The 26,269-nt window shown below is 73.8% G+C and carries 19 protein-coding genes; 5 read left to right on the top strand and 14 right to left on the bottom strand.

The features are described 5' to 3' along the window. Positions 1–20: 20 nt before the first annotated feature. From A6A06_RS00190 to gdhA, 9 genes are all read right to left on the bottom strand, one after another. Positions 21–263: a hypothetical protein gene (locus A6A06_RS00190; RefSeq protein ID WP_073757542.1), complete on the bottom strand. Its 243-nt coding sequence runs from the start codon at positions 261–263 to the stop codon at positions 21–23. Continuing rightward, positions 260–1,753 (bottom strand): Asp-tRNA(Asn)/Glu-tRNA(Gln) amidotransferase subunit GatA, encoded by a 1,494-nt coding sequence (gene gatA / locus A6A06_RS00195; RefSeq protein WP_073757544.1) that lies wholly within the window; start codon positions 1,751–1,753, stop codon positions 260–262. Before gatA ends, A6A06_RS00190 begins: the two co-directional genes overlap by 4 nt. A 5-nt stretch (positions 1,754–1,758) precedes the next feature. Beyond that, complete coding sequence (gatC, locus tag A6A06_RS00200; RefSeq protein WP_003984986.1) at positions 1,759–2,055, bottom strand: Asp-tRNA(Asn)/Glu-tRNA(Gln) amidotransferase subunit GatC; 297 nt, start codon at positions 2,053–2,055, stop codon at positions 1,759–1,761. A 420-nt stretch (positions 2,056–2,475) separates the two neighbouring features. Next, the gene (locus A6A06_RS00205) at positions 2,476–4,605 is read right to left on the bottom strand and encodes a putative bifunctional diguanylate cyclase/phosphodiesterase (RefSeq protein WP_073757546.1); all 2,130 of its coding nucleotides are present in this window, start codon (positions 4,603–4,605) and stop codon (positions 2,476–2,478) included. A 156-nt stretch (positions 4,606–4,761) separates the two neighbouring features. Beyond that, positions 4,762–6,978 carry an NAD-dependent DNA ligase LigA gene (gene ligA / locus A6A06_RS00210; protein ID WP_073757548.1) on the bottom strand — a complete coding sequence of 739 codons (2,217 nt, stop codon included), beginning with the start codon at positions 6,976–6,978 and terminating at the stop codon, positions 4,762–4,764. A gap of 31 nt (positions 6,979–7,009) precedes the next feature. Beyond that, positions 7,010–7,972: a methionine synthase gene (locus A6A06_RS00215; RefSeq protein ID WP_242440572.1), complete on the bottom strand. Its 963-nt coding sequence runs from the start codon at positions 7,970–7,972 to the stop codon at positions 7,010–7,012. A 283-nt stretch (positions 7,973–8,255) separates the two neighbouring features. Then, entirely contained in the window at positions 8,256–8,945 is a 690-nt protein-coding gene (locus A6A06_RS00220) for an SDR family oxidoreductase (RefSeq protein ID WP_073757552.1), read from the bottom strand. A 157-nt stretch (positions 8,946–9,102) separates the two neighbouring features. Continuing rightward, positions 9,103–9,645 (bottom strand): TIGR00730 family Rossman fold protein, encoded by a 543-nt coding sequence (locus tag A6A06_RS00225; RefSeq protein WP_073759559.1) that lies wholly within the window; start codon positions 9,643–9,645, stop codon positions 9,103–9,105. Positions 9,646–9,712: 67 nt separating this feature from the next. Beyond that, complete coding sequence (gene gdhA, locus A6A06_RS00230) at positions 9,713–11,095, bottom strand: NADP-specific glutamate dehydrogenase (RefSeq protein ID WP_073757554.1); 1,383 nt, start codon at positions 11,093–11,095, stop codon at positions 9,713–9,715. Positions 11,096–11,454: 359 nt separating this feature from the next. Between gdhA and murJ the strand changes: the two genes are divergently transcribed. Then, on the top strand, positions 11,455–13,023 hold the full coding sequence (gene murJ / locus A6A06_RS00235; RefSeq protein ID WP_242440573.1) for a murein biosynthesis integral membrane protein MurJ: 1,569 nt from the start codon (positions 11,455–11,457) through the stop codon (positions 13,021–13,023). On the opposite strand, the gene A6A06_RS00240 is transcribed toward murJ, so the two are convergent. Further along, a complete protein-coding gene (locus tag A6A06_RS00240; RefSeq protein WP_073757558.1) occupies positions 12,989–13,789 on the bottom strand; it encodes a VC0807 family protein in 801 nt (266 codons plus the stop codon). The genes murJ and A6A06_RS00240 overlap by 35 nt on opposite strands. 207 nt (positions 13,790–13,996) lie before the next feature. On the opposite strand from A6A06_RS00240, the gene A6A06_RS00245 reads away from it, so the two are divergent. Next, positions 13,997–15,055 carry an aldo/keto reductase gene (locus A6A06_RS00245; RefSeq protein ID WP_073757560.1) on the top strand — a complete coding sequence of 353 codons (1,059 nt, stop codon included), beginning with the start codon at positions 13,997–13,999 and terminating at the stop codon, positions 15,053–15,055. 68 nt (positions 15,056–15,123) lie between these two features. Here the strand turns inward: A6A06_RS00245 and mnmA are convergent, their stop codons facing one another. Further along, entirely contained in the window at positions 15,124–16,245 is a 1,122-nt protein-coding gene (mnmA, locus tag A6A06_RS00250) for a tRNA 2-thiouridine(34) synthase MnmA (protein WP_073757562.1), read from the bottom strand. A gap of 54 nt (positions 16,246–16,299) precedes the next feature. Here mnmA and A6A06_RS00255 point away from each other — a divergent pair, with 54 nt between their 5' ends. Together A6A06_RS00255 and A6A06_RS00260 are read left to right on the top strand one after the other, a co-directional pair. Further along, a complete protein-coding gene (locus A6A06_RS00255) occupies positions 16,300–16,989 on the top strand; it encodes an N-acetylmuramoyl-L-alanine amidase (RefSeq protein ID WP_073757564.1) in 690 nt (229 codons plus the stop codon). Positions 16,990–17,047: 58 nt separating this feature from the next. Next, the gene (locus A6A06_RS00260; protein ID WP_242440503.1) at positions 17,048–17,611 is read left to right on the top strand and encodes a hypothetical protein; all 564 of its coding nucleotides are present in this window, start codon (positions 17,048–17,050) and stop codon (positions 17,609–17,611) included. A 137-nt stretch (positions 17,612–17,748) separates the two neighbouring features. On the opposite strand, the gene A6A06_RS00265 is transcribed toward A6A06_RS00260, so the two are convergent. Then, complete coding sequence (locus A6A06_RS00265; RefSeq protein ID WP_073757566.1) at positions 17,749–18,918, bottom strand: cysteine desulfurase family protein; 1,170 nt, start codon at positions 18,916–18,918, stop codon at positions 17,749–17,751. A 155-nt stretch (positions 18,919–19,073) separates the two neighbouring features. On the opposite strand from A6A06_RS00265, the gene A6A06_RS00270 reads away from it, so the two are divergent. Beyond that, positions 19,074–19,904 (top strand): alpha/beta fold hydrolase, encoded by an 831-nt coding sequence (locus A6A06_RS00270; protein WP_073757568.1) that lies wholly within the window; start codon positions 19,074–19,076, stop codon positions 19,902–19,904. Between the two features lie 15 nt (positions 19,905–19,919). Here A6A06_RS00270 and A6A06_RS00275 read toward each other — a convergent pair whose 3' ends face one another. Then, the gene (locus A6A06_RS00275) at positions 19,920–25,223 is read right to left on the bottom strand and encodes an SAV_2336 N-terminal domain-related protein (protein ID WP_073757570.1); all 5,304 of its coding nucleotides are present in this window, start codon (positions 25,221–25,223) and stop codon (positions 19,920–19,922) included. Then, the gene (locus A6A06_RS00280; protein ID WP_073757572.1) at positions 25,220–26,239 is read right to left on the bottom strand and encodes an AAA family ATPase; all 1,020 of its coding nucleotides are present in this window, start codon (positions 26,237–26,239) and stop codon (positions 25,220–25,222) included. The genes A6A06_RS00275 and A6A06_RS00280 overlap by 4 nt, the downstream gene beginning before the upstream one ends. Between the last annotated feature and the right edge of the window lie 30 nt (positions 26,240–26,269).

Below are 26,269 nucleotides of genomic sequence, written 5' to 3' on the forward strand. Positions count from 1 at the left end.
AACTAACCTCTCAGTCCCGCTCAGCCCGCGAGCACGTCGTCGTCGGCGAGCCGACGCAGATCACGGACCAGCAGCGCGACTCCGGTGGCGATGGCGGCGGCGGAGACGACGGCGTCGAGGAGCTGGAGCCGGTCCTGCTCGCCCTTCGCCTTCTTCGCCTGCTTGACGACGCTCACCGCACCGAACAGCGTGGTGCCGATGGACAGATACGTACCGGCCTTGGACTTCTTGAAGCCCTTGGCCTTCGCGAGCTTTCCACTCACAGGGACGGTGCCTCCTCAAGCAGCGGGTGCCCCCAACGGGCGGTGAACGCGGCCTCGACCGCGGCACCGACCTTGTAGAGCCGGTCGTCGGCCATGGCAGGAGCGATGATCTGCAGCCCCACCGGCAGCCCGTCCTCGGGGGCCAGGCCGCAGGGCAGCGACATGGCCGCGTTGCCTGCCAGGTTCGTCGGGATCGTGCACAGGTCGGCGAGGTACATCGCCATCGGGTCGTCGGCGCGCTCGCCGATCGGGAAGGCCGTGGTGGGCGTGGTCGGCGAGACCAGCACGTCGACCTGCTCGAAGGCCTTCTCGAAGTCCCGGGTGATCAGGGTGCGGACCTTCTGCGCCGAGCCGTAGTACGCGTCGTAGTAGCCGGAGCTGAGCGCGTACGTGCCGAGCATGACGCGGCGCTTGACCTCGGGGCCGAAGCCGGCCTCGCGGGTCAGGGCCGTGACGTCCTCGGCCGACCGGGTGCCGTCGTCGCCGACCCGCAGGCCGTACCGCATGGCGTCGAAGCGGGCCAGGTTCGAGGAGCACTCGGACGGCGCGATCAGGTAGTACGCCGCGAGCGCCTTGTCGAAGGACGGGCAGGAGATCTCGACGATCTCCGCGCCCAGCTCGCGCAGCAGCTCCACGGACTCGTTGAAGCGCTGCATGACGCCGGGCTGGTAGCCCTCGCCGGAGAACTCCTTGACGACGCCGACGCGCATCCCCTTGACGTCACCGTTGCGGGCCGCCTCGACGACCGGCGGGACCGGCGCGTCGATGGAGGTGGAGTCCAGCTCGTCGTGGCCGGCGATGACCTCGTGCAGCAGGGCCGCGTCCAGGACCGTACGGGCGCAGGGCCCGCCCTGGTCGAGGGACGAGGAGAACGCCACCATGCCGTAGCGGGAGACCCCGCCGTAGGTGGGCTTGACGCCGACCGTGCCGGTGACGGCGGCGGGCTGGCGGATCGAGCCGCCGGTGTCCGTGCCGATGGCGAGCGGCGCCTCGTAGGAGGCGAGCGCGGCGGAGGAGCCGCCGCCGGAGCCGCCCGGGATACGGGTGAGGTCCCAGGGGTTGCCGGTCGGGCCGTAGGCGCTGTTCTCGGTGGAGGACCCCATGGCGAACTCGTCCATGTTGGTCTTGCCGAGGATGACGACGTCGGCGGCCTTGAGCCGCTTGGTCACCGTCGCGTCGTACGGCGGGATCCAGCCTTCGAGGATCTTCGAACCGACGGTGGTGGGAATGCCCTCCGTGGTGAAGATGTCCTTCAGGGCGAGCGGGACGCCGGCCAGCGGGCCCAGCTTCTCGCCGCGCTCGCGCTTGGCGTCCACGGCACGGGCCTGGGCGAGCGCGCCCTCGCGGTCCACGTGCAGGAAGGCGTGCACCTTCTCGTCGACGGCCTCGATGCGGGCCAGGTGCGCCTCGGTGACCTCGACGGCCGTGACCTCACCGGCGGCGATCTTCGCCGCGGTCTCGGCGGCGGTGAGCTTGATCAGATCTGCCATGTCGGTCACTCCTCCCCCAGGATCTGCGGCACCTTGAAACGCTGCTGCTCCTGGGCCGGGGCGCCGGACAGCGCCTGCTCGGGCGTCAGCGACGGACGGACCACGTCCGGCCGCATGACATTGGTCAGGGGCAGCGGGTGGGAGGTCGGCGGTACGTCTTGGTCGGCGACCTCGGAGACGCGGGCTACCGCGCCGATGATGTCGTCGAGCTGTCCGGCGAAGTGATCGAGCTCTTCGTCCTTCAGCTCCAAGCGCGCCAGCCGGGCGAGGTGGGCAACCTCCTCGCGCGTGATGCCAGGCATGCAGCGATCCTCAGGGTGAGTGTCTTGGCTGTGTTGTCCGGGCCAATCCTATTGCGTAGCCGATAGGGGTTCGAAACGCATTCCCGGAGGGACGCGTCCGAGTCGCTTCCGGAGGGCTGCGGGGAGGGGTCCCGGGTGGCCGGTGGAGGCGTGGGGAGGGACGCGGGGAGGGGGCCCGGGGGGCCGGTGTGCGGGGAACGGGAGGGGCGGCCGGTGGGCGGAGAACGACCGAAGGCAGCCGGTGGGCGGGGAACGCCCGAAGGCAGCCGGTGGGCGGGGAACGCCCGAAGGCAGCCGGTGGGCGGGGATCGGCCGGGGGCGGCCGGTGGGGGCTGCGGCAGGGCGGCCGTCTTGTGGCGCGGGGCCCGGGGGTGGCCGGGCCGGACGGCGGGCCCGGTGGCGGGCCCGGTGGCGGGCCGGTCAGATGACGCGCTGGTCGGCTTCCTCGGCGGCCGCGGCGCGCTCGTGCTGGGGTTCGTGCTGAGCCGCGGCGGCGGGCCGCTCCGCCTCGCGCTGCCAGCCGCGCTCGCCGCGGGCCCGCAGCCAGGCCGTGGTCTCGTCCGGCGGCATCGCGGCGGCGACCAGCCAGCCCTGTACGGCGTCGCAGCCCAGGTCGCGCAGCCGCTCCCAGGTCTCGTCGTCCTCGACGCCCTCGGCGACCACCAGCAGGCCGAGCGAGTGGGCCAGGTCCAGCGTGCAGCGGACGATCTCGGCGTCCTCGTTGTCCACGGCGAGCCGGGCGACGAAGGAGCGGTCGATCTTCAGCTCGCTGACCGGCAGACGCCGCAGGTGGACGAGGGAGGAGTAGCCGGTGCCGAAGTCGTCGAGGGACATCTTGACGCCGTGCCCGGTCAGCCCGGCCAGCGTGTCGGCGGCCCGCTGCGGGTCCTCCAGCAGGACGTGTTCCGTTATCTCCAACTGGAGTGACCCGGGAGGCACTTGGTGGCGAGCCAGCCGCGCGGCCACCGCACCGGCGAAGCCGGGGGTGTGCACGTCGCGCGGTGAGACGTTGACCGCGACCGGCACCTCCAGGCCGGACGCGCGCCACCGGGCCACCTGGGCGAGCGCGGTCTCCAGGACGTACTCCGTCAGGCGCGGCATCAGCCCGGACGACTCGGCGATGGCGATGAACTCGTCCGGAGGGACCCTGCCACGCTCCGGATGGACCCACCGGACCAGCGCCTCCAGCCCGGCCACATGGCCGTCGAAGCCGACCTTGGGCTGGTAGTGCAGCTCCACGTCACCGGCGTCCAGCGCGCGGCGCAGGTCGCCCAACAGGCCCAGCCGGTCCGGGGTGTTGCCGTCCCGCTTGGCCTCGTAGACCTCGACGCCGCTGCGGTCCCGCTTGGCCTGGTACATGGCGACGTCGGCCCGGCGCAGCAGTCCCTCGGCGTCCAGGGCGTGGTCGGGGAAGACCGCGACCCCCGCGCTGGCCTCCAGCACGAGGGTGAGTCCGTCCAGGTCGAGCGGTGAGCCGAGGGCCGCGACCAGGTTGCGGGCCACCCGCTGGGCGCTGGTCAGGGAGTCGGCGGTGGGCAGCAGGACCGCGAACTCGTCGCCGCCGAGCCGGGCGACCTCCGCGCCGCGCGGCAGGGCGTGCCGCAGCCGGTCGGCTATCTGGAGCAGCAACCGGTCCCCCGCGAGGTGGCCGAGGGTGTCGTTGACCGAGCGGAAGCGGTCCAGGTCGATGAGGACGAGCGCGGAGCGGGCGCCGATGCGCTCGGCGTCGTCCAGCGCGGTCCAGGTGCGCTCCAGCAGCCACTGCCGGTTGGGCAGGCCGGTGAGCGGGTCCCGCAGCTGCTCCTCGGCCCGTGCGCGGGCGATCCACAGGGTGGAGTCCAGGGCGATCAGGGGCACGGCGAACATCGGCAGCAGGAACGGCGCGTGCACGGCGGCCACCACGATCAGCGGTGAGATGCCCAGCAGCGCCACGCCGACCAGGGCCTGCCGGGCCAGGGCCGTCCGGGCGATGGTGGGCAGGCTGCCGCTGCGCGAGGCCATCGTGAACCACAGCAGGGCGCGGGTGACGACCAGGTAGGCGGCGGCCGCGACCAGGATGTCGGGCAGCACGGACAGGTCCCAGGCCGCGGGCTGCCACGGGTGCTCGACGGTCGGTACGACGTGGAAGGCGGCGAGGCCCAGCGCCGCGGCGCCGATCCCGAGGATGTCGACCGCGCCGTGCAGCAGGGCCTGTCGCCAGCGGTGCCGGCGGGCGGCGCCGACCAGCAGCACGACGGCCACGCTCACCAGGACGGCGGGCACCCAGCCGTACAGCAGCAGGACGGCGAGGGCCAGGGCCGCGCCCGAGCCCGTGCCGCCCCACCAGCGGTCGCGGCCGAGCGCGACGAGATGGCCGACGATGACGCCGGTGAGGATCGCCAGGCCCCAGCCGACGGCGCCTTCCGGGAACAGGGCCCGGCCGGCGCCGAGCGTGCGGATCACTCCCGCCGCGAGTGCGCTGCCCGCCACCAGCACGACGGCCGCGGGCAGCGCGGGCACGACGAGCCGGCGGAGCCGCGACGCCGGAGCGGCGCTGTCGGTCGGTTTCATTCCGATACCTCTCACAGCCGGCTGTGCCCGCGCCACGGCAGGCGCACACCTCAACAGTAGGCCGCAGAAGGCCGCCGCGGGCAGCGATCGGCAGCGGTTGCCCGAATGCGACCCGGCCATCCGGAACCATCTGCTATGCGCCGATGAGGTGACTCCTCACTCGCCCTCAGGCGGAGTGACAGCTACCGCTCGTGCTTCATCGGGACCCTGCTCCAGCAGCACCGCGAAGCCGTCATCGTCTAGCACAGGCACCTTCAACTGCATGGCCTTGTCGTACTTCGAACCAGGATTGTCTCCCACCACCACGAAACCGGTCTTCTTCGAAACGGAACCGGTCACCTTCGCTCCGAGACGCTGCAGGGCTTCTTTCGCGCCATCTCTGGTGTGTGACTGAAGTGTGCCCGTTACAACGACGGTGACGCCTTCAAGTGGACGCGGACCTTCGTCTCCTGAGGATTCTTCTTCCATCCGGACCCCGGCGGCCCGCCACTTCTCCACGACCTCGCGGTGCCAGTCCTCGGCGAACCACTGCTTGAGCGAGGCCGCGATGGTCGCACCGACCCCCTCGACGGCGGCCAGCTCCTCCTCGCTCGCGTCCCTGATCCGGTCCAGCGAACGGAACTCCATCGCGAGCGCCTGGGCGGCCACCGGGCCGACATGACGGATCGACAGGCCCGTCAGGATGCGGGCCAGCGGGCGCTCCTTGGCCGCCTGGATGTTCTCCAGCATCGCCAGGGCGTTCTTCTTCGGCTCGCCCTTCTGGTTGGCGAAGAAGGTGACGACCTTCTCCTCGCCCGTCTTGGGGTCGCGCTTGGGCAGGCCGCTGTCCGGGTCGAGCACGTAGGACTTGATGGGCAGCAGCTGCTCGATGGACAGGCTGAAGAGGTCGCCCTCGTCCTTCAGCGGCGCCTCGGCCGGCTCCAGGGGCTGGCTGAGCGCCGTGGCCGCCACGTAGCCGAAGTTCTCGATGTCCAGCGACTTGCGGCCGGCCAGGTAGAACAGCCGCTCGCGGATCTGGGCGGGGCAGGAGCGGGCGTTGGGGCAGCGGAGGTCGATGTCGCCCTCCTTGGCGGGCTGCAGCGCCGTACCGCACTCGGGGCACTCGGCGGGCATCACGAACTCCCGCTCGCTGCCGTCCCGCAGGTCCGCCACCGGGCCCAGGATCTCCGGGATCACGTCGCCCGCCTTGCGCAGCACGACCGTGTCGCCGATGTAGACGCCCTTGGCCTTGACCACGTCCTGGTTGTGCAGGGTGGCGAACTCCACCTCGGAGCCGGCCACCGTGACCGGCTCGACGACCGCGTACGGCGTGACGCGGCCCGTACGGCCGACGCCGACGCGGATGTCCACCAGCTTGGTGTTGACCTCCTCCGGCGGGTACTTCCACGCGATGGCCCAGCGCGGCGCGCGCGAGGTGGCGCCGAGGCGGCCCTGGAGGGCGATCTCGTCCAGCTTGACCACGGCGCCGTCGATCTCGTGGGCGACGGCCGTGCGCCGGGTCTCCGGGTCGCCGTAGCGCTCGATGAAGTCGCGCACGGCCGCCAGGGAGTCGACGACCTCGTTGTGGTCGGCGGTCGGCAGGCCCCACTCGCGCAGCAGGTCGTAGGCGTGCGACTGGCAGTCGATGTCGAAGCCCTCGCGGGCGCCGATGCCGTGCACGACCATGTGGAGCGGGCGGGTGGCGGTGACCTTCGGGTCCTTCTGGCGCAGCGAACCGGCGGCGGCGTTGCGCGGATTGGCGAACGGCGGCTTGCCGTCGGCCACGAGCCGCTCGTTCAGCTCCAGGAACTTCTCCATCGGGAAGTAGACCTCGCCGCGCACCTCCACCAGGTCCGGGACGCGGTCGCCCTTCAGGCGGTCCGGGATCTCGGTGATCGTACGGACGTTGGGCGTGATGTCCTCGCCCGTACGGCCGTCGCCGCGGGTGGCGGCGCGGGTCAGCCGCCCGCTCTCGTACGTCAGGTTGACCGCGAGGCCGTCGACCTTCAGCTCGCACAGGAAGTGGTAGCCGGCGCTCTTCGGGTCGCCGCCCAGCTCCGTCGCGAGCCGCTCGGCCCAGGCCGCCAGCTCCTCGTCGTCGAAGGCGTTGTCCAGCGAGAGCATCCGCTCGCGGTGCGCGACCTCCGTGAACTCCGTCTCGTACTGCCCGGCGACCTTCTGCGTCGGGGAGTCCGGGGTCCGCAGCTCGGGGTGCTCGTCCTCCAGGGCCTCCAGGGACCGCAGCAGCTTGTCGAACTCCGCGTCGCTGACGACCGGGGCGTCCCGCACGTAGTAGCGGAAGCGGTGCTCCTCGATCTGCTCGGCCAGATGGGCGTGCTCTTCCCGCGCCTTCGCGGGCACCGCGTGCCCCGCCGTGTGCTGTTCGCCGGCCACCGTTACGTCCTCCCGTGGTCCTTGAGTGCCGTCACTCAGGGTTGTCTGCGAGCGATCTCGCGGCCCGGGCGCAGTGGGCGAGCACCGAGCGGGCATATGCGGGCGAAGCGCCCGCCAGCCCGCACGACGGGGTGACCACCACGGACTCGGCGAGAGTCCCCGGCGACAGCCCCAGCCTGCGCCACAGCGTCCTGACACCCATGACGCTACCGGCAGGGTCTGACAATGGGCCGTCCACGCCCGGCACCACGCCCGCCAGCAGCGTCGTGCCGCCCTCGACCGCCTCGCCGATCGTCTCCTCCTCACGCTCGGTGAGCAGCCCGAAATCGAACGAGACGCCGGTCACGCCGGCCCGCCGCAGCAGGGCGAAGGGGACCTCGGGAGCACAGGAGTGCACGACCACCGGCGCGCCGGCCGCACCGGCGACGGCCACCAGGTCGCGCAGGGCGTCCTCCACGACGCCCCGGTCCACCGCGCGGTGCGTACGGTAGCCGCTCGCGGACCTGATCCGCCCCTGGAGCACGGCGGTCAGCGACGGCTCGTCGAGCTGGAGCACCGGCCGGGCGCCGGGCACCCGCCGCTGTACGTCGGCGAGGTGTACGCGGAGGCCCTCGGCCATCGACGCCCGCAGGTCCCGGCAGGCGCCGGGGTCGCTGAGGGCCGCCTCGCCGTTGCGCAGCTCCAGCGCGGCGGCCAGGGTCCACGGGCCGACCGCCGACACCTTCAGGTCGCCCTCGTAGCCCTGGGTGAACTCCTCGACCGCGTCGAGGTCCTCGCCCATCCAGGAGCGGGCGCGCCGGGTGTCCCGGCCGGGCCGGTCACTGATCCGCCAGCCGCTCGGCTCCACGTGGGCGTACATCTCGGCGAGGAGCCCGACGGTACGGCCGATCATGTCGGCGCCGGGCCCGCGGGCGGGCAGCTCCGGCAGGTACGGGAGGGTCTCCAGGGAGCCGGTCACGGTCCTGGCGGCCTCGCGGGCGTCGCCGCCGGGCATCGATCCGACACCGGTGGCGGTACCGGTGCCGGCGTGGCCGGCGAGGCGGGCGGGGGTGTTGTTCTCGGTCACCGTCCGAGGGTAAGTGGTGCGGCGCTGTGGCCTTTGGCCACGGGGGTCCGGGTGGGCCGCCGGGGCCCGCGGCCGCGGGCCCCGGTGACGGCCGGGCCATGGGTCCGTCACCCCTGTCCTCAAACGCCGGACGGGCTGGATGGCGCGGACCGGGAACCCCTCGGCAGCCGCTCACCGGCCCGGACGTACCGTCAGCGGCCAGGACCTACCGTCACCGGCCCGGACGTACCGTCAGGTCGTTGATCTCCGCGTCGCGGGGGAGGTCGATGGCGGTGAGGAGGGTGGTGGCGACCGACTCCGGGTCGATCCACTGGGCGGCGTCGTAGTCGCGGCCCTCCTGGCGGAAGACGTTCTCCTGCATGGGGGTGGCGGTGCGGCCCGGGTAGATGGAGGTCACCCGTACGCCGTTGCCGTGCTCCTCGGCCCGCAGCGAGTCGGCGAGCGCCTTCAGGCCGTGCTTGCTGGCGGCGTAGGCGCCCCACTGGGGACCCGCGTTCAGGCCGGCGCCGGAGTTGACGAAGACGACGTGGCCCTTGGCGATCCGCAGCTGCGGGAGGAACTGGCGGGTCAGTTCGGCGGGCGAGGCGAGGTTGGCGGCGAGCGTGCGCTGCCAGGCCGCGGGGCCGAGGTCGCCGATCGCGCCCAGTTCGACGACGCCCGCGATGTGCAGCAGGGAGTCGAGGCGGTCGGGCAGCGACTGCTTGCCGAAGGCCCAGTCCAGCTTCTCGGGGGTGGCGAGGTCGCCGACCACCGTGCGGGCGCCGGGGAACTGCCCGGCGAGTTCCTTGGCGCGGCCGGCGTCGCGCGCCAGCAGCCAGAGCTCCTCGCCGCGGTCGGCGAGCCGCCGCGCGACCGCCGCTCCGATGCCCGATCCTGCGCCCGTGATCAAGTGCGTACCCATGGGACCGATCCTAACGAGGGATGCGGGTGCGGCACGGCACCGTCCGCGTCAAGCGGAATCATGGATTCCGCCGAACCCGTACGGCCCTGCACCGCCCTGCCCGGCCCCGGCGCGGCCCCGCCCGGCCCCGTACGCCCCGTACGCCCCTCCGTACGCCTCAGCCCTGGATGCCCGCCTGCTCCTCCAGGTACGCCATCGCCCCGGCGCCGTCCTCCGCGAAGAACACCAGCTCGGTGAGGGGCAGCGGCAGGAAGCCCTCGTTGTCCATGCGCTGGAACTGCTCCTTCAGGCCGTCGTAGAAACCGGCGGTGTTCAGGAGCACCACCGGCTTGGTGTGCAGTCCGTGCTTCTTGAGCTCCAGGATCTCGGTGGCCTCGTCGAGCGTGCCCGTGCCGCCGACCATGACGACGACGGCGTCGGCGCGCTTCAGGAGCTCGGCCTTGCGCTCGGCGAGGTCCTTGGTGACCACCATGTCGTCCACCCCCTCGCGCACCTTGTGCGCGAGGAAGTCCACGGAGACGCCGACGAGCCGGCCGCCCGCCTCCTCCACGCCGTCCGCCATGACCTTCATCAGCCCGCTGTCCGAGCCGCCCCACACCAGTGCGTGGCCGCCCGCGCCGATCAGCCGGGCGAATTCCCGGGCGGGGGTGGTGTAGCGGGCGTCGAGGTCGGCGGCGGAGCAGAAGACACAGATGTTCATGCCGGTCACTCTACGAGCCGGCACCGACACCGGTGCGGGTGCCGGCCGGGCCCGGCACCCGCACCGCTCAGATCAGCCCCTGCGCCAGCATCGCGTCCGCGACCCGCTCGAAGCCCGCGACGTTGGCGCCCGTGACGTAGTCGCCCGGCACGCCGTGCCGCTCCGCGGTCTCGTGGCACATGTCGTGGATGCCGCGCATGATCGCCGCCAGCTCGCCCTCGGTGCGTTCGAAGCTCCAGGACTCGCGGCCGGAGTTCTGCCGCATCTCCAGCGCGCTGGTGGCCACGCCGCCCGCGTTGGCCGCCTTGCCCGGTCCGAAGGCCACTCCCGCTTCCTGGAAGAGGGCCACCGCCCCGGGGGTCGTCGGCATGTTGGCGCCTTCGGAGACGGCCTTGACGCCGTTGCGCACGAGGACGCGCGCGGCGTCGGCGTCCAGTTCGTTCTGGGTCGCGGAGGGCAGTGCCACATCGCACGGCACGTCCCAGACCCGTCCGCCCGGTATGTACCGGGCGGAGGCGCCGCGCCGGTCCGCGTACTCCTCGATCCGGCCGCGCTCGACCTCCTTGATCTGCTTGAGCAGGGCGAGGTCGATGCCCTTCTCGTCGATCACGTAGCCGCCGGAGTCCGAGCAGGTCAGCACGTTCGCGCCGAGGGCCTGGGCCTTCTCGATCGTGTAGACGGCGACGTTGCCCGAGCCGGAGACCACGGCCTGGAGGCCGTCCAGGTCCTCGCCGCGCTGCCGCAGCATCTCGGCGGTGAACAGCACGTTGCCGTAGCCGGTGGCCTCCGTGCGGGCCGTGGAGCCGCCCCAGTCGAGCCCCTTGCCGGTCAGCACCCCGGCCTCCCAGCGGTTGGTGATCCGCCGGTACTGCCCGAAGAGGAAGCCGATCTCCCGGCCGCCGACGCCGATGTCGCCCGCCGGTACGTCGGTGTGCTCGCCCAGGTGCCGGTGCAGTTCGGTCATGAAGGACTGGCAGAAGCGCATCACCTCGGCGTCGGAGCGGCCGCGCGGGTCGAAGTCGCTGCCGCCCTTGCCGCCGCCGATGTTCAGCCCGGTGAGCGCGTTCTTGAAGATCTGCTCGAAGCCGAGGAACTTGACGATGCCGAGGTTGACGGACGGGTGGAAGCGCAGGCCGCCCTTGTAGGGGCCGAGCGCGCTGTTGAACTCCACCCGGAAGCCGCGGTTGACGTGGATGTCTCCGGAGTCGTCCTGCCACGGTACGCGGAAGAGGAGCTGGCGCTCCGGCTCGCAGATCCGCTCCAGGATCCTGGCCTCGGCGTATTCGGGACGGGCCGTCAGCGCCGGGGCGAGGGTCTGCAGCACTTCGAGGGCGGCCTGGTGGAACTCGGGCTCTCCGGGGTTGCGCTGCACCAGTTCCCTGTGCAGAAGCTCCAGGGACACCGAGGTGTTCCGGCCGGTCGCACCGGCCCCGGCGTGAACTGTCGACATGTCTCTACTTCCCTTCGTGGCCGACGAAGGGCCGCCGGCGGCCCGGAACCGCGCGTGGCGCCGGATTCCGGCCGGGGCGGCCCAGGGCGTCCCGTCGCTGCCGCCGAGCCTAGGGGGCCGGGGGCGGCGCGGGGCCACCGGGGCGGGAGTCGCGATCCGTGAACCTCTGGGTTTAGGTTGCGGTCATGGCGGAGGGAACGCGTTTAAACGCGCACATGTCACACACGGACGATTCACCCACGGGCGGCTCCCATACGGGCGGCTCCCATACCGACGGCTCCCCCACGGACGGCTCCCCCACGGCCGACGACGGGGCCACGGAGACGGGCGGTGGCAGCCTGCGCCGCTCCTCCCTCCTGATGGCGGCGGGCACGGCCGTCTCCCGCGCGACGGGCCTGATCCGGGGCGTCCTCCAGGCCGGTGCCCTCGGCACCGGCCTGCTGGCCACCACGTACAACACGGCCAACCTCGTCCCGATGAGCCTGTACACGCTGCTGATCGGCGGCGCCCTGAACGCCGTGCTCGTGCCGCAGCTCGTCCGGGCCCGGGGGGAGCACGCGGACGGCGGGCGGGCCCACGAGCAGCGGCTCGTCACGCTCGTGCTGACCGTCCTCGGCCTCGGCACGCTGCTCGCGGTGTGGGCCGCGCCCGAGATCGTGAGCCTCTACACGACGGACTCGCCGGAGAACCACGCCGCCTACGAACTGACCGTGGTCTTCGCCCGGTTCCTGCTGCCGCAGATCTTCTTCTACGGGGTGTTCGGCATCCTGGGGCAGGTGCTCAACGCGCGCGGGAAGTTCGGCGCGATGATGTGGACGCCGGTGCTCAACAACGTCGTCCTGATCGCCGTGTTCGGCGCGTACGTCGGTCTGCTGACCGTCCCGGAGACGGTGGCGGACATCACCGGGGCGCAGGTGCGGATGCTCGGCGTGGGCACCACGATCGGCATCGCCCTCCAGGCACTCGCGCTGATCCCCTACGCGCGCGAGGCGGGGTTCCGCTTCCGGCCGCGCTTCGACTGGCGCGGCACCGGACTGCGCAAGAGCGCGAACGCGGCGCGCTGGACGCTGCTGTTCGTGCTGGTCAACCTGGTCTCGATGACCGTCGTCACGCACTACGCGACCCTCACCGACCAGGAACTTCCCACGGCCGGCGCGGGCTTCTCCTCGTATGCGTACGCGCAGAACATCTGGGGCCTGCCGCAGTCCGTCGTCACGGTCTCGCTGATCACCGCGCTGCTGCCGCGGATGACCCGGGCGGTCGCCGAACAGCGCCTGGACGACCTGCGGGACGACCTCTCCCGCGCGCTGCGGGTCAACGGAGCGGTGATCGTCCCGGCCGCCGTCTTCTTCGTGGCCTTCGGCCCGGAGATGGCGCAGCTGCTGTACGCGCACGGCGCCGCCAGCGCCGAGTCCGCCGTGCCGCTGGGGCAGATGCTCCAGGCCCTCGGGCTGGGCCTGATCCCGTTCTCCGCCCAGTCGCTGCTGCTGCGCGGTTTCTACGCCTTCGAGGACACCCGTACGCCGTTCCTGATGGCCGCCTGGATCTCCGGCGTGAACATCGCGCTCGCCACCGCCTGCCACCTGCTGCTGCCGGCCCGGTGGGCGGTCGTCGGGATGGCCGCCGCGTACGCCGTGTCGTACGGCGCCGGGCTGCTGGCCAGTGCGTACCTCCTGCGCCGACGGCTGGACGGGCGGCTGGACGGACGCCGCCTGAGCCGTACGTACGGCAAGCTGACCGGTGCCGCGCTGGCCGCCGGGGCGGTGGGCTGGGCGGCCGCGCACGCCTGTGCCGGTGCCGCCGGGAACGCCTTCTGGTCCACGGCCCTGGCCCTGGCCGCCGGGACCGCGACCATGGCCCTGCTCTTCCTCCTCCTGGCGCGCGTCCTGCGGATCACCGAGCTGCGGTCCCTGCCGGGGCTGCGCTGACGGCCGGGGCCGGGGTGGCTGCCGCCGCCTCGGCCTCCGCCTGCGCCGCCACCTCGGCGGCAACCACCTTCTCCATCTTGTCGATGCCGAGCACCCCGCTGACCAGGATGGCGAGGACGATGGCCACGATGAGCATCACCGTGCCCAGCCACACCATGACGTCCACCGGCAGCGTGAACGCGCCGATCACCCGGGCCACGCATTCGGCCAGCAGCGCGGCGCCCCACACGGCGGAGTGCCGCCGCTGCACCCGCCGGAACGCCGCCGACTCCGCCGTCAGCCGCTCCCAGGCAGCGCCTTTGGCCGCGTTGCCCTTGGTGATCCACGGCTTCAGCATGGGGGCCATCAGCGGCCGCCCGATGAGCGCGGACACCAGCACCGCCAGCCCGAAGGTGCTGCTCACGGCGCTGTCCTTGGCCATCATCAGCCGCTCGTCACCGGCCATCAGGCTCAGCAGCAGACCGATGATGTTGGTCGCCGTCATCAGCGTGGCCACGGCGTTGAAGCGGCGCTCCCTGACCAGGCTCCATACGGAGCGCGCCGCGGGCAGGGCGCCGCTCCAGGCCAGCGCGGCGAGCGTGCTCATGCCGAAGACGCCGGTGAAGAGGTAGTACGAGGCGATCGGGATGCCCGCGTCCAGGAGCAGCGCCCGGGGGCCCTCCAGCTGCCCGCCGGGCCGGGGCTCCTCGCCGGTACCGATACCGGTAGCACTGCCGATACCGGTGCCGGTGCCGGGTGCCGTGCCGTGCGGGGTCTGGCTGTTCATGGGGGCCTCCGTGTCGCTGTCCGCGCCGTCCGTTGCGATGCGTTCAGCTTCGTTCCCGGGCCCCGTGCACCGGCAGGACCGGGTGTAAGCACATCTCCGTGACATTTGTCAGTCCCCGGGGCACCCGGCCGGCCGGGCCCTTGCGCTGGAGTGCTCTCCAGCTCCTAGTGTCCGACGCGGCAACCGACCACCGGAGAGGAACTCTTCGTGCGTTACACACTGTTCGGCAGGACCGGTCTGCGGGTGAGCGAGCTGAGCCTCGGCACCATGACCATCGGATCGGACTGGGGCTGGGGCGCTCCCGAGGACACCAGCGCGCGCATCGTCGACGCCTACGACGACGCGGGCGGCAACTTCATCGACACCGCCAACAACTACACCGACGGCAGCTCCGAGAAGATCCTCGGCAAGCTGCTCGAAGGCCGCCGGGACCGCTTCGTGCTCGCCAGCAAGTACACGTGCGCGACCCGCGCGGGCGACCCGAACTCGGCGGGCAGCCACCGCAAGAGCCTGGTGCGGTCGGTGGAGCAGAGCCTCGCCAGGCTGCGCACCGACCACCTCGACGTCCTCTGGGTGCACGCGCGGGACCACTTCACGCCCGTCGAGGAGACCATGCGGGCGCTGGACGACGTCGTCCGGTCGGGCAAGGTGCTGTACGTCGGCGTGTCCGACTGGCCCGCCTGGGAGATCGCGCAGGCGAACACCCTCGCCGAGCTGCGCGGCTGGACCGCGTTCGCGGGCTCGCAGCTGCGCTACAGCCTGCTGGAGCGCACGCCGGAGCGCGAGCTGCTCCCCCAGGCACGCGCCTTCGACCTGGCCGTCCTGGCGTGGGCCCCGCTGGCGGCGGGCAAACTCACCGGCAAGTACCGGCGCGGGGAGCGGGGCCGGCTGGACGTCGTCGGCGACGGCGGGCGCCCGGCGGACAACGAGGAGGCGACCGTCTCGGCGGTGCTGGAGGTCGCCGAGCAGGGCGGCTGGAGCCCGGCGCAGGTCGCCCTGGCCTGGCTGCGGCAGCGGCCCGGGAACATCATCCCGGTCATCGCCGCCACCAAGGAGAGCCAGCTCGCCGACAACCTCGCGAGCGTCGGTGTGGAACTGGACGCCGGGGCCCGGCAGCGGCTCGACGAGGTGAGCGCCGTACCGCTGGGCTTCCCGCACGACTTCCTGGCGGAGCCCGCGATCACGCAGAACGTCTACGGCGACCGCTGGTCCGCCATCGAGGACCGGCGCTCCGGCTACCGGCGGTCGGTCCACGGGGTGCTCTGACCCGGGGTGCTCCGGCCCGGCGGACCGCGCCGCTCACCGCGCACGCCGCGCGGTGGGCGGCCCGGCCGTCACGCCGCCGCGCGGGCGCGGTCCGTCGTGGCGATCGTCGCCGAGCCGACCACGCGTGTGCCGTCGTAGAGCACGATGGCCTGGCCGGGGGCCACACCGCGGACCGGCTCGGTGAAGGCGACGCGCAGCTCGCCGTCGACCAGCTCGGCGCTGACCTCGGTCTCGCCGCCGTGGGCGCGCAGCTGCGCGGTGTACGTGCCGGGGCCGGACGGCGCGGCGCCGCACCAGCGGGGGCGGACGGCGGTCAGCGCGGTCACGTCCAGGGCCTCCACCGGGCCGACGGTGACCGTGTTGTCGACCGGGGAGATGTCCAGGACGTAGCGCGGCTTGCCGTCGGGGGCCGGGGTGCCGATGCGCAGGCCCTTGCGCTGGCCGATGGTGAAGCCGTACGCGCCCTCGTGGGTGCCGATCCGGGCGCCGGACTCGTCGACGATGTCGCCCTCGGCCGTGCCGAGCCGCTTGGCGAGGAACGCCTGGGTGTCGCCGTCGGCGATGAAGCAGATGTCGTGGCTGTCCGGTTTCTTGGCGACGAACAGGCCGCGCCGGGCGGCCTCCTCGCGGATCTCCGCCTTGGTCGTGAGCGTGTCGCCGAGCGGGAACATGGCGTGCGCGAGCTGCCGGTCGTCGAGCACGCCGAGGACGTAGGACTGGTCCTTGGCCATGTCGGAGGCGCGGTGCAGCTCGCGGCCGCCGTCCGGGAGCTCCACGACCGTGGCGTAGTGGCCGGTGCAGACGGCGTCGAAGCCGAGGGCGAGCGCCTTGTCCAGCAGCGCGGCGAATTTGATCTTCTCGTTGCAGCGCAGACAGGGGTTGGGCGTCCGGCCCGCCTCGTACTCGGCGAAGAAGTCCTCGACGACGTCCTCACGGAAGCGTTCGGCGAGGTCCCATACGTAGAACGGGATGCCGATGACGTCGGCGGCGCGGCGGGCGTCGTGCGAATCCTCGATCGTGCAACAGCCGCGGGCTCCGGTACGGAAGGACTTCGGATTCTCGGAGAGCGCGAGGTGCACGCCGGTCACGTCGTGGCCCGCCTCGGCGGCGCGGGCGGCGGCGACGGCGGAGTCGACACCGCCGGACATGGCGGCGAGCACGCGGAGGCGGCGGGGAGCGTCAGTCGTCATAACCCTTCCAGGGTAGACGGAACCACCGACAGGGCCCCAAGCGTTGTGCAGCTCATGGGAGAAGCGGGGGATTCCGGGCAGGCGGCCGGCGGGGGCTTCAGCAGACGGGCCCTGCTGCTGGGCGGCGTCGGCACGGCACTGGCGGGCGGCGCCGCGTACGCACTGCACGACGACCTGCTGCGCTGGTGGTGGCGCCTGCCGGGCCGCAAGAAGCCGCGGACGGACGGCGCGGTGGACTACGGCGGCGCCCGCTGGGTCCCGGCCGCCACGGCGAACTGGCGCCAGGCCGACCGGCCGGACGACTACACCATCGACCGGGTCGTCGTCCACGTCGTCCAGGGCGGCTACACGGACGCCCTGCGGGTCTTCCAGAGCCCGCTGCACGGCGCGGCGGCGCATTACGTGGTGCGCAAGGACGGGCAGGTGGCGCAGACCGTCCGCGAGCTGGACGTGGCGTACCACGCGGGCAACCGCGCGTACAACGAGCGCAGCATCGGTATCGAGCACGAGGGCTTCGTGGACCGCCCGGCGTCCTTCACCCCTGCCATGTACGCATCATCCGCGCGGCTGACCGCCGGAATCTGCCGCCGCTACGGCTTCCCCGCCGACCGGGAACACATCGTGGGCCATGTGGAGGTACCGGGCACCGACCACACCGATCCCGGGCCACACTGGAACTGGAGGCTGTACATGGACCTGGTGCGCGCCGAGCTGCGCCGGCCGACCTCGACGCCGGGGGCGTGACACGGGGCCGCCGGGGCGTCCGGGCGCCACCGCGCGCCCCTCGTGGAACGGACCACTCATGGCGTACGACAGAGCCCCGGCCGCCGGACCGGCGCACCGGAGCACCGGAGCCGGGCCGCCCGGCCTCGCCGAGGACCGCACCTTCGGCCGGGTCCTGCTGGACCTGGACGCCGACGCGGGCCTGCTCACGGTGCGGGGCGAGCGGGTGGCGACGGCCGAGCTGCGCCGCGCGCCGGGCGCTCCGGCGGCGGGCCACGTACCGGTCGGCACCCGCGACGGCGCGTACCTGCACCTGTCCGTCGACGGCCGGCCCGCGCACCTCACCCCCGCCAAGGGGCGCCTCACCCGGCGCTCCCACCGGGTGGAGGTGATCTACGGCGGCGCCGTGTACCGGCTCCGCCCGGACTCGCCCAACGGCAGCCGGCTGGTCAAGGAGGGCCGCCGGATCGCGGACTTCTCCTCGGACGGCGCCGGGCACGTCTGGGCCGACTGGCATCCGGACGTGGCGCCGCCGCTGCCGGAGGACGCCGCGATCGGGTACGCCCTCGCCACGGCCTTCGGCACCGGCGCCGGGCCGGCCTGGCGGCTGCTCGTCCAGGCCGCGCTCGACAGGGTCAGGTGACCCCGGGCGTCAGCCCCGCCCCGGACGACACCCCTGCCCCGCGCCCGGCCCGGCATGACGGCTCCGGCCCGGCGTGACGGCTTCAGCCCGGCGACGGCTTCAGCTAAGCGTGACGGCTAGGGCCCGGCGTGACGGCTTCAGCTAAGCCCCGCGCTCCGCGCCCGTTCCACCACCGGGCCGATCGCCTCCGCCACCGCCGCCACATCCGCCTCGGTGGTGGTGTGGCCGAGGGAGAAGCGCAGCGTGCCGCGGGCGAGGTCCGCGTCCATCCCCGCGGCGAGCAGGACGTGGCTGGGCTGGGCGACGCCCGCCGTGCAGGCGGAGCCGGTGGAGCAGGCGATGCCCTGGGCGTCCAGGAGGAGGAGCAGGGAGTCGCCCTCGCAGCCGGGGAAGGAGAAGTGCGCGTTGGCGGGGAGGCGGCCCGCCGGGTCGGGGTCGCCGCCGAGGACGGCGTCCGGGGCGGCGGCCCGTACCGCCTTGACGAGGTCGTCGCGCAGGGCGCCGATGTCGCGGGCGAACTCCTCGCGGTGCGCGACGGCGTGCCGCGCGGCGGCGGCGAACGCGGCGATACCGGGGGTGTCCAGGGTGCCGGAGCGCACCTGGCGCTCCTGGCCGCCGCCGTGCAGGACGGGTACGGGCGCGTACTCGCGCCGCAGCAGCAGTGCGCCGACGCCGTACGGTCCGCCGATCTTGTGCGCGGAGACGGTCATCGCGGCCAGGCCGGAGGCCGCGAAGTCGACCTCCAGCTGTCCGAACGCCTGGACCGCGTCGGAGTGCAGCGGAATGCCGAATTCCGCCGCCACTTCGGCCAGTTCCCGGACCGGCATGACCGTGCCGATCTCGTTGTTGGCCCACATGACGGTGGCGAGCGCGACGTCGTCGGGATCGCGGGCGACGGCCGCGCGGAACGCGTCCGCGTGCACCCTCCCGTACGCGTCGACGGGCAGCCATTCGACCTGCGCGCCCTCGTGCTCGGCAAGCCATTCCACGGCGTCCAGGACGGCGTGGTGCTCGACGGGGCTGGCGAGGACGCGGGTACGGGCCGGTTCGGCGTCCCGGCGGGCCCAGTACAGGCCCTTGACCGCGAGGTTGTCGGCTTCGGTGCCGCCCGCGGTGAAGACCACCTCACTGGGGCGCGCGCCGAGCGCGGAGGCGAGGGATTCCCGCGCCTCCTCGACGGTGCGCCGGGCGCGCCGGCCCGCGGCGTGCAGCGAGGACGCGTTGCCGGTGGCGGTCAGCTGGGCGGTCATCGCCTGCACCGCCTCCGGGAGCATCGGGGTGGTGGCGGCGTGGTCGAGGTAAACCATGGTGCGCACGATTCTACGAGCAGGCGCGGGGGCGCGTGCCGGGCGCGTGGAGGCTCGGCCCCACTCCCCTGGCCGCGCCGCGCGCCGGGGCCGGTGTCACACGGGTCTCCGCAATCCCCTCGACACCCATGTAAGGAGTCACTACGGTTACGGTCATGACACAGTGGCGTTTGGACCGTACGTACCGCAGCACCTCCGGCGAAGTGCGCTGGACCGCGCTCGGGGAGGAGGGGGCGCCGCCCCTGGTCCTGCTGCACGGGACACCGTTCTCCTCGTACGTCTGGCGGGGTGTCGCGCGGGCCCTGTCCGCACGGTTCCGGGTGTACGTGTGGGACATGCCGGGCTACGGCGCCTCCGAGAAGGCCGCAGGCCAGGACGTGTCCCTGCCCCGGCAGGCGGAGGTCTTCACCGAACTGCTCGCCCACTGGGGGCTCGGCGACCGCGAACCCACCGTCGTCGCGCACGACTTCGGCGGCTACGTGGCACTGCGCGCCCACCTCGTGCACGGCGCGCGCTACCGGCGCCTCGCGCTCGTCGACGCGGTCGCCCTCACCGGCTGGGGCTCCCCCACCTACCGCCTGCTCGGCAGCCACAGCGACGTCTTCGCCCAGCTGCCCGCCGGCCTGCACCGGGCCCTGGTGACCGAGTACATCTCCTCGGGGAGCCACCCCGGCCTGCACCCGGCCGTACTGGAACAGCTGGTCGAACCGTGGTGCACGGAGGAGGGACGGCCCGCTTTCTACCGCCAGATCCAGCAGAACGGACTGGACACCACCGCGGACCTCGACGGCCGCTACGGCGAGATCGCGGTGCCCACCCTGGTGTGCTGGGGCGCGCAGGACACCTGGCTGCCCGTCACCTGGGCACATGGCCTCGTGTCGGCGATCCCGGGCGCCCGCCTGCGTCTCTTCGAGGGGGCCGGACACCTCGTACAGGAGGACGCCCCGGCAGAGCTGGCGACGGCGCTGGCCGCGTTCGCGGCGTAGGGGCCCCTACGCCCTTTACATCCCGCCCGGCTCCAGAGGCAGCCGCAGCCGCGCCTGCGGGAGCGGCGCATCGGTCACGTTCAGCGCTTCGTACAGGGCGAGCGCCTCGTGCCGGTGCTCCTGGGCCCGCGCCAGCTCGCCCAGGGCCTCCAGCGCGTTCGCCAGCAGGCTCAGCCCGTCGGCCCTCCGCCGGTCGCTGCCCGCCTCCGCGAGCAGCCGTACCGCTTCCTCCGCGGACAGCTTGGCGCCGTCCGGCCGGCCGATGGCGAGGCGGGCCTCGGCGGTCCGCAGCTGGGTCAGGCCCGCCCAGAGGCGTTGTCCGGCCTCCTCGAAAGGGGGCAGGGCCGCCTGGAGGATGCGCTGCGCCTCGTTGTGGTGGCCCGCCTCGGCATGCGCGGCGGCGAGGAAGTACAGGCCCGTGCCGAGGCGGAGCCCCTGCCCGGTCGCCCGGTAGATCGCCACGCTCTGCCGGGCGAGGTCGATGCCCCGCTCCGCGTTGCGGTCGCGTACGCACAGCCGCGAGCGCTCCACCAGCACCGCGGCCTCGCCCAGCCGGTCCCCCTGCACCTGGCAGTGGCTCATGGCCAGGGTGAAGTGCTGCTCGGCGTCGGACCTGCGCAGCGCGACCGCGGCGACGCCGCGCATCAGCGGGGCCCGGCCGCTGGTCACCGGATCGCCCGCGTCGAGCCCCAGCCGGTACGCGCGGCGGGCCTCGTCCTCCGCCTCGGCGAACCGGTCGGCCGTCAGGCAGGCGCGGGCGCGGGCCAGCCGGGCCCGCGCCTCCGCGCGCTTGTCGCGTCCGGCGACGGCACGGGCGGTCACGGCCAGTGCGGTCTGCTCGTACCGGTCCGTCAGGCGCCCGCCCCCCAGGAGCGGTTCGAGCAGGAGCAGCGTGTCGGCGCACCGGGCGGCGTGCGCCCCGGACGGCAGTTCCACCGTCTGCCGGACGACGGCGAGCGCGCCGGCGCCCTCCCCGGCCCACCAGGCCGACGCCGCTCCGCGGTCCGCGAGCGGGAGGGCCGTGACGGGCGTCGCGGGGGTGGCGGTGTGGTCGAGCAGCAGGGCGCCGGGCGCGTCGAGGCCGTACGCCCGGTGGGCGGTGACGAGGTACCAGTCGAGGAGCCGGGACAGCGCGGCGTAGCGGTCCTCCGGGCGGCTGTGGCGGGTCAGCGTGTCGTACGCGAAGGAGGCGAGCGCTTCCCGGTGCCGGTAGCGGCCGGGGGCCGAGGTCTTCAGCAGGCCGGTCCGCACCAGGGTGTCCAGGTGCTCCCGGGCGGCGCCGGGTGTGGTGCCGGTCAGGGCGGCCACGGCGGCCGCCGGGAGGTCGGGACAGTGCGGCAGCGCCAGCAGCCGGAAGGCGACGAGCGCCGGTGGGGCGAGGTCGTGGGTGAGGCGCAGCGCGGTGCTGTTGATCATGGCCTCGGCCGCCGTACGGCCGGCCGGCCCGTCCAGCATCAGTTCCGCCGCCACCGCGTCGACCGCGGCCTCCGAACAGCCGCACGCCTCCAGCGCCGCGCGCGCCACCGCGCGGCGGGCCGCCACCCGCTCCTCCCCCACCCGCAGCACGAGGAGTTCCATCGCGTCGGCGGAACTCATGGTCTCCAGGTGCAGGGACAGGACGCCGGGCAGCGCGGCCGGCGGCCGGTCGCGCGCGATGACCAGGGCGGCGCCCGCGCCGTCCGGGAGCAGGGACAGGACGGACGCGGCATCGCGCACCTCGTCCAGGACGACGACCAGGCGCAGGCCGCGGACCACCGACCGGTAGAACGCCACCCGCTCCGCACCGGCCGCGGGGATGTCCTCGGCGCGGTGGCCGAGTTGCCGCAGCAGTACGGCGGCCAGGTGCGGTGCCGCGTCCTCCGGGTCGCCGGCCGCGGGCATGATCGCGTACAGCCGTCCGTCCGGGAACCGCTCCTGCACGGCGTCGGCCACCCGCGCGGCCAGGCTCGTCTTGCCGACGCCCGCGTCCCCGGAGATGACACAGGCGTTCCCCCCCGTGGGACGCTCCCGCGTCAGGTGCCCCGCCAGCCGGTCCACCTCGGCCGTCCGGCCGCCTCCTCCGCGGTCCTGCCGGGGCCCGTACCGGCCGGCCCGCAGCAGGCTGCGCAGCCCCGGGGTGACCGCGTCGTCGTGGGCGAGGGCCTGCGCGAGGAGTTCGCGGGTGCGTTCGCGGGCCGGGTCGAGGTACAGCAGCCAGGTCAGCGCCTCCCCGGCCTCGGTGTAGCGGCCCAGGCGCAGTTCCATCTCGGTGCGGTCCTCGACCAGGGTGCGGCGCCGGTCGGCCAGCCGCCGGGACTCCGCGCGCAGGTACGGGCCGCGCAGGCCCGTCAGGGGCTCACCGCTCCGCCACAGGGCGACGGCCGAATCCAGCAGGTCCCTGGCGCGGTCCCAGTCCCGGGCGGCGCGGGCGTCGCGGGCCGCCGCGACCAGGTCGTCGGCCCGGCGCAGGTCCACGTCGAGGTCGGTGTCGGCGGTACGGCGCAGCGCGTACCCGCCGTGCTCGCCGACGAGGGCTTCGGCGTCCGGCCCGAGGGCTTTGCGCAGCCGGGAGACGTAGGTGTGCAAGGCGGCGTGCGCGGCGCGCGGCGGATCGTCGCCCCACAGGGCGTCGACCAGCTCGGCCTCGGAGATGACGCGTCCGGCCCGCAGCACGAGGACGGCGAGCAGTGCGCGCTGCTGCGGTGAGCCGATCGCCAGATACTCGTCGCCGCGCAGCATCCGCACCGGTCCGAGCACGGTGATGCGCAGCGGTTCGCGCGGAGGCGGCGTGTCCGCTGTGCTCCGCCCGGCCTTGTTCTGGTCCCGTGCGAGCGCGAGCAGTTCGCGCAGGCGCGCGCGGGACGAGTCACGGGCGAGCATTTCGGCCAGCTCGGTCTGGACTTCGTCGTACAGGCCGAGCCGCAGGTCGCATTCGATGCGGTCCTCGACGAGGGTCTGCCGCCACTCGGCCAGCCGGAGCCGTTCGGTCTGGGCGTACGGGCCGGGGATCCCGGCCAGCGGCTCGCCGCGCCACAGGTCGAGGGCCGCGTTCAGCAGCGTGCGGGCGCGGTACCACTCTCCCGCGTTCCGGGCGGCGCGGGCGGCCCGCTCGTACCCCTCGGCGCGTTCCAGGTCCATGTCTATGTCGGTCCCGGCGTCGCCGCGCAGGGCGTAGCCGACACGCTCCCTGACCAGGATGTGCTCGTCCTCGCCGAGCGCTTTGCGCAGCCGCGCGATGCTGTGGTCCAGCATCGAGCGGGCGCTGCGGGGCGGGTCGCCGCCCCAGAGCGCGTTGAGCAGTTCGGCCTCGGAGGCGACTCCCTCGTGGCGCAGCAGGAGGGCCGCGAGCAGCCCCCGGTCGAGGCGGGCCGGGATCTCGATCCGCTGGTCCCCCCGCCACAGCCGGACCGGCCCGAGCACGGTGAAGCGCAGCGGCTCGCGCAGTTCCTCGACGGGCAGTACGGGGGCGGGGCGGGCCGGGGCGGGCGCGGCGGGTCCGGCGGCGGGCTCCGCGGGCGCGTCCGGTTCCGTACCGGCGGGTTCTCCGGCGGGCGGTGCGTCCTCGGCCGGCGCCTCCACGGGCGCCGTCACCGGTCCCGCGGTGCCGACGGACGCGTCCGGTACGGCCGTTCCGCCATCGGAATCCGGGAATCCGTCGTCCGTACGCGGGAGGGTGTCCCCGTCCCCCGCGGCCGCGCCGTCCGTCCCTCCGGGCACGACGCCGCGCAGCCGCTCCAGCACGGGACTGGCCAGCACCGCGAACGCCTGCGCCGACTCCTGGAGCCGCATCTCCCCGGTCGCGTCGGCGACCAGGGCGGGGAAGTCGGGCAGCCGTCCCATGTACGGCTCCAGGGCGCGCCCGACGGCCTCGACGACGGCCAGGGACTGCTGGGTGCCGAGGCCGCTGAAGAGGAGTTCGCGCACGCCGGGCCGGAAGTCGTAGACGGGCTGCCCCGGTCCGGTGCCCAGCGGCCCGCCGTACGCGCCGAAGGGCCGGGCCCCGCGTGAATCGGCGACGCGCTCCAGCAGGCCGCCCAGGAGGATCTCGGCGACCTGGGTCGGTCCGGCGTCGCTCATCGTGGCGGCCCGCACCAGCTGCATCAGCGGCACGGTGAGGGGGTTGATGGCGGAGAGCCGTACGGCCAGGCGGTAGGACTCGGGCGAGAACGCGCCGCGGAAGTGGGCGACGAGGTCCTGCGCGGTGCCCGCGGGGCGCGGCGGGTCCTGTTCCGGGTCCTCGCCCAGCAGCGCCGTGTCGATCAGGTGCGGGACGCCGGGCCGGGTCAGCAGCGCGGCCCACTGGCCGAGTCCGCCGGGCGTCAGCGGGACGACGGGCAGCGCCACCGTGCCCGGCTCCTCGGCGTCGGGGTCCGGCTCGCCCGTCAGCGGGTCGAGCACGGTGGTCCGGTCCGGGCCGCCGAACTCCACCGGGGAGGTCAGCAGCCGGGGCTGGGCGTCCAGCGCGGTGCCCCGCCACAGGCGCCGCGGCAGCGGGTGCAGTACCGCCACGGGGCCGTACCGCCCCCAGCGGCGCACGGCGCGCGCCGCGTCCGGGGTCCGCCACCCCGGGCTCGTGCCGTCGGTGAGGACGAAGGTCAGCGTGGGCCCCACGGCCCACGGCAGCCGGCCCGCGACGGCCATCTCCCGGGGATCGAAGGTGCGCACGCGGACGCTGCGGAACATGCCGCCGCGGTCCAGCACCGCCCGCAGCTCACCGGCCAGTTGGTTCCACACCTGCATCGAGGGCGCGTCGTCCACCAGGAGGACGGCGGACCAGCGGTGCTCCCGGTCCGGCCGGGAGACGACGTCGAACAGCGCGGTCTCCGCGGCGAGCCGGACGGTGGCTTCCACGTCGGGCAGGGAGCGGTGCGGGTGCGGCTCGGACCGGCGCAGCGGGCGCAGGGCCCGGGACAGGTGCTGGGGCCTGGCGAGCGCGCGGCGGCCGGGCGCCCGCGCGGGCCGCGCCCGGCGGCTGAGCGTGCTGCCGCCCTCGCTGCCCATGGCGTACAGGGACCGCTGGGCCGGAAATGCGGTGGCCGGGCCGCCGTCGGGCAGGTCCCCGGCCTCGCCGTTCTCCTGCGGACCGTCCGTACCGTCCGGGACGTCCGCCTCCCCCGGGCCGCCATCGGCCGTGTCCGGGCCCGCGTCCGCCGGTCCCTCCGCGAGCTCCGGGCCGCCGTCCGCCCCCGGCCCGGCCTCCTCCGCGGCGGTCGCACCGGGCGCAGCGGTCCGGTGCTCGCCCTCGCGCACGGCGCGGGCCAGCCACAGGATGTCCAGCAGTTCGCTCGCGCCGAGGTCGTACCCCTGGCCCGCGAGGACCTGCCGCAGCCGGTCGATCATGGCGACATGGGTTCGTCCAGGCGGTGCATGACCGCGGCCAGCAGTTCGTCCTTGGTCAGGTCGGCACCGGTGACGCGCAGGTGGACGGCGGCCAGCAGCTGGTCCGTGGCGAGCGTCTCGGTCTTGGAGCGCTGGAGGAAGCCGTCGATGAGGTCCTCGGCCTCGGTGAGCGCCGCCGGCCCCAGGTTGTGGGCGATGATCTCGCGCAGCCGCTCGGGCGTCGGGTCGGGCAGGTCCAGGCGGACGCAGCGGCGCAGGAAGGCGGGCGGGAACTCCCGTTCGCCGTTGCTGGTCATCACCACGACCGGGAAGTGCGCGCAGGAGACGACGCCGCGGTGCACCCGTACCCGCTCCCGGCTCCCGTCGGTGAGCACGTGCACGTCCTGGTGCTGCTCGGACAGCCGGGCCAGCTCCGGGATCTCGAACTCGCCCTCCTCCAGGACCACCAGCAGGTCGTTGGGCAGGTCGATGTCCGACTTGTCCAGCTCGTCGACGAGCAGCACCCGGGGGCGTTCGGTGGCCGCCAGCGCCGTACCGAGCGGTCCCAGGCGCAGATAGTGCCCGATGTCGGTGGTGAAGGAGCCGCGGTGGTCCTTGAGCCGGCGCGGCGCCGTACGGGCCGCCTCGCGCTCGCGGCGCAGCGACGCCTCCCGCAGCCGGCCCACCGCGTCGTAGCGGTAGAGCGCGTCGGCGAGGGTCGAGCGGGAGTTGACCGACCAGCGCAGTACGTCGCCGAGGCCCAGCTCGGAGGCGACGGCGCGGGCCAGCGAACTCTTGCCGGTGCCCGGACGGCCGGTGACCAGCAGGGGGCGGTGCAGATGCAGGGCCGCGTTGACGACGGACACCTCGTTGCGGTCCATCAGGTACGGGGCGGGCGTCTCGGCCCTCCTGCGGGCGGCGGCGAAGTACCGCCACGGGGGCGCCGCGGGCAGGGGTGCGGGACCGCGGAACACCCACCAGCCCTCGGGCTCCGGCCCGGCTCCGGGGCCGTGGTCGGGTGTGCTCTGTCGGGCCACGGGTCGTTCTCCTTCGTCCTTGCTCAGCTG

The sequence above is a fragment of the Streptomyces sp. CB02923 genome (genome assembly GCF_001905005.1).
Lineage (GTDB): Bacteria > Actinomycetota > Actinomycetes > Streptomycetales > Streptomycetaceae > Streptomyces.